The following is a 2,821-nucleotide window of genomic DNA, read 5'->3' on the forward strand; positions in this document are numbered from 1 at the left end:
AAGCGGGCCGTCCCTACCCTCTCGGCGCGACCTGGGACGGCGCGGGCGTCAACTTCGCGGTCTTCTCGGCGCATGCCGAGAGGATGGAGCTCTGCCTGTTCGATACAGAGGGCGCACGCGAGAGCGCCCGCATCGCGCTGCCGCAATGGACGGACGAGGTCTGGCACGGCTACCTGCCAGGCGCTGCGCCCGGCCTCGTCTACGCCTATCGGGCGCACGGCCCATCCACGCCTGAGGCCGGCGGCAGGTTCGACCCCCAGGCGACGCTGCTCGATCCCTATGCCCGCAAGCTGAGTGGCGGGCTCGCAGAGGTGGATGGCGGCGACGCCTTTGACTGGGGCGATGACCGCGCGCCTGCGACGCCCTGGCGGGACACGGTGATCTACGAGGCGCATGTCCGCGGCCTGACCATGCTCCATCCGGGCATCCCCGAGCCCCTGCGCGGCACCCTGGGCGGCTTGGCTCACCCCGTGATGATCGACCATCTGCGACGGCTGGGTGTCACGGCGGTCGAACTGATGCCGGTGCACGCCTTCCTGGACGAACGGGCGCTGTTCGACCGGGGCTTGCGCAATTACTGGGGCTACAACACCACCGCCTTCTTCGCAGTCCACCCCGCCTACGCCGGCGCTCCCTCTTCACTCTCTTACCGGGCACCGCTGGAGGCGCTGCGCAATGCGGTCAAGGCGCTGCACCGGGCGGGCATCGAGGTGATCCTCGACGTCGTCTACAACCACACGGCGGAAAGCGACGTCTTCGGCCCGACCCTGAACTTCCGCGGCATCGACAACCTGTCCTACTACCAGCATGCGCCGCACGACCGGCGGGAGCCATCCAACCCGACCGGCACCGGCAACGCGCTCGACCTCGGCCATCCCCGCATGCTGCAGCTGGCGATGGACAGTCTGCGCTGGTGGGTCGAGGCGGCACATGTCGACGGCTTCCGCTTCGACCTGGGCACCACCCTGGCCCGGGTCGACGGCGAATTCACTTCCACCGCCCCATTCCTGCAGGCGGTGGCGCAGGACCCGGTGCTGGCCCAGGTCAAACTGATCGCCGAGCCCTGGGACATCGGGCCCGGCGGCTATCGCGTCGGCGGCTTCCCCACCGGCTGGTCGGAGTGGAACGACCGCTATCGTGACGGCATCCGCCGCTACTGGCGCGGCGATGCCGGGCTGCGGCCGGAGCTGGCGGGCCGCCTGTCCGCCTCGGCCGACCTGTTCGACCATGGAGGGCGCGCCGCCCGCGCCGGCGTCAACTTCGTCACCGCCCATGACGGCTTCACGCTGGCCGACGTCGTCGGCTATGCGCAGAAGCACAATGAGGCCAATGGCGAGCGCAACCGCGACGGCACCGGCGACAACCATTCCGACAATCTCGGCACCGAGGGGCCGACCGACGACCCGGCGATCGTGGCCCGCCGGCTGCGGCGCCGGCGCAACCTGTTCGCGACGCTGCTGTTCAGCCAGGGCACGCCGATGCTGCTGGGCGGCGACGAGCTGGGCCACAGCCAGCAGGGCAACAACAACGCCTATTGCCAGGACAACCCGGTCACCTGGCTGGACTGGGCCGGCGCCGACCCCGGCTTTCTCGACTTCGCCGCGCGGGTGGTGGCGCTGCGCCGGGCCCATCCCGCGTTGCGCCGGGCCGATTTCCTGCATGGCGGCCCGAGCGGCGTCCAATCCGCCGACGGGACCGATCTGCCCGACATCGCCTGGCTGCGGCCGGACGGCCAGGCCATGGCCGGCGATGACTGGAACGTCGCGGACGCCGTGCTCGGCATGCTGTTGAGCGCGCCGACCGCACCGCCGCTGCTGCTGCTGTTCAACGCCGGCGCCCAGGACATCGCCTTCACTTTGCCGGCCGCCGGCGCCTGGCATCCCTGGCTGGACACGGCGCGGACGCCCAGCGTGCCGCAGCTGGATCCGGCGGCAACCGCCTATCCGCTCGCCACCGAAAGCCTGGTTTTGCTTGCCCTCGGCATGGCCTCACCAGCGGATATTGGGAATGACTTGCAGTAATGTTGCGACTGTATCTCAATCACACAAGTAATACTTTACGGATTCCTGGTATCGTTCTAATGTGCGGCCCGCGATACTGACAGACACAGGCCGAGGCGACCATGCAGGGCGACAAGAAAGTTCTCACCCATCTGAATCTGGTGCTGAAGAACGAGCTGACCGCGATCAACCAGTATTTCCTGCATGCCCGCATGCTGAAGAACTGGGACGTCAAGCGCCTGGCGAAGAAGGTGTATGAGGAGTCGATCGGCGAGATGAAGCACGCCGATCTGCTGATCGAACGCATCCTGATGCTGGAAGGCCTGCCGAACCTGCAGGATCTCGGCAAGCTGGGCATCGGCGAATCGGTGCCGGAGATGCTGAAATCCGATCTCGGCCTCGAGACCTTCAACCAGAAGACGGTGAAGGAGGCGATGGTGCACTGCGAATCCGTGCGCGACTTCGTCTCCCGCGACATCCTGCTGAAGATCCTCGACGACACCGAGGAGCACATCGACTGGCTGGAATCGCAGCATTATCTGATCGACCAGATGGGCCTGCAGAACTACATCCAGCTGGTGTCCAGCGAAGAGAGCTGAGGCCGGCCTACCAGGTCAGCCTCGGCAAAGCCCCGCTTCGGCGGGGCTTTTTCTTGCTGGCTGAAATGCACTATAAGGCAGCCAAACGAATGCCCTACGCAACCGACTGCAGGTGCTGGAAAAGGTGGAATGACAGAAAATAACGAAAAGCCACTCTTCGGCCGGCCATGGATTTTCATCCGCGGCGTTCCAGCAATGAAATTCCTGCCGCCGGAAGGGCCG

The 2,821-nt window shown here is 66.4% G+C and carries 2 protein-coding genes; both read left to right on the top strand.

Annotated elements, in window-relative coordinates; translation table 11 throughout:
* Positions 1–2,021, top strand: a 2,021-nt coding sequence (glgX, locus tag AC3XYG_RS08560) for a glycogen debranching protein GlgX (protein WP_489139396.1), incomplete at its 5' end; no start/stop codon positions are given.
* Between the two features lie 101 nt (positions 2,022–2,122).
* Positions 2,123–2,599: a bacterioferritin gene (gene bfr, locus AC3XYG_RS08565; RefSeq protein WP_489139397.1), complete on the top strand. Its 477-nt coding sequence runs from the start codon at positions 2,123–2,125 to the stop codon at positions 2,597–2,599.
* Positions 2,600–2,821: the final 222 nt, after the last annotated feature.

The sequence above is a fragment of the Inquilinus sp. genome (assembly GCF_057815775.1).

Excerpts from the sequence above, each read along its gene's own strand:
- bfr (WP_489139397.1), top strand. The coding sequence starts at position 2,123 with ATGCAGGGCGACAAGAAAGTTCTCACCCATCTGAATCTGGTGCTGAAG.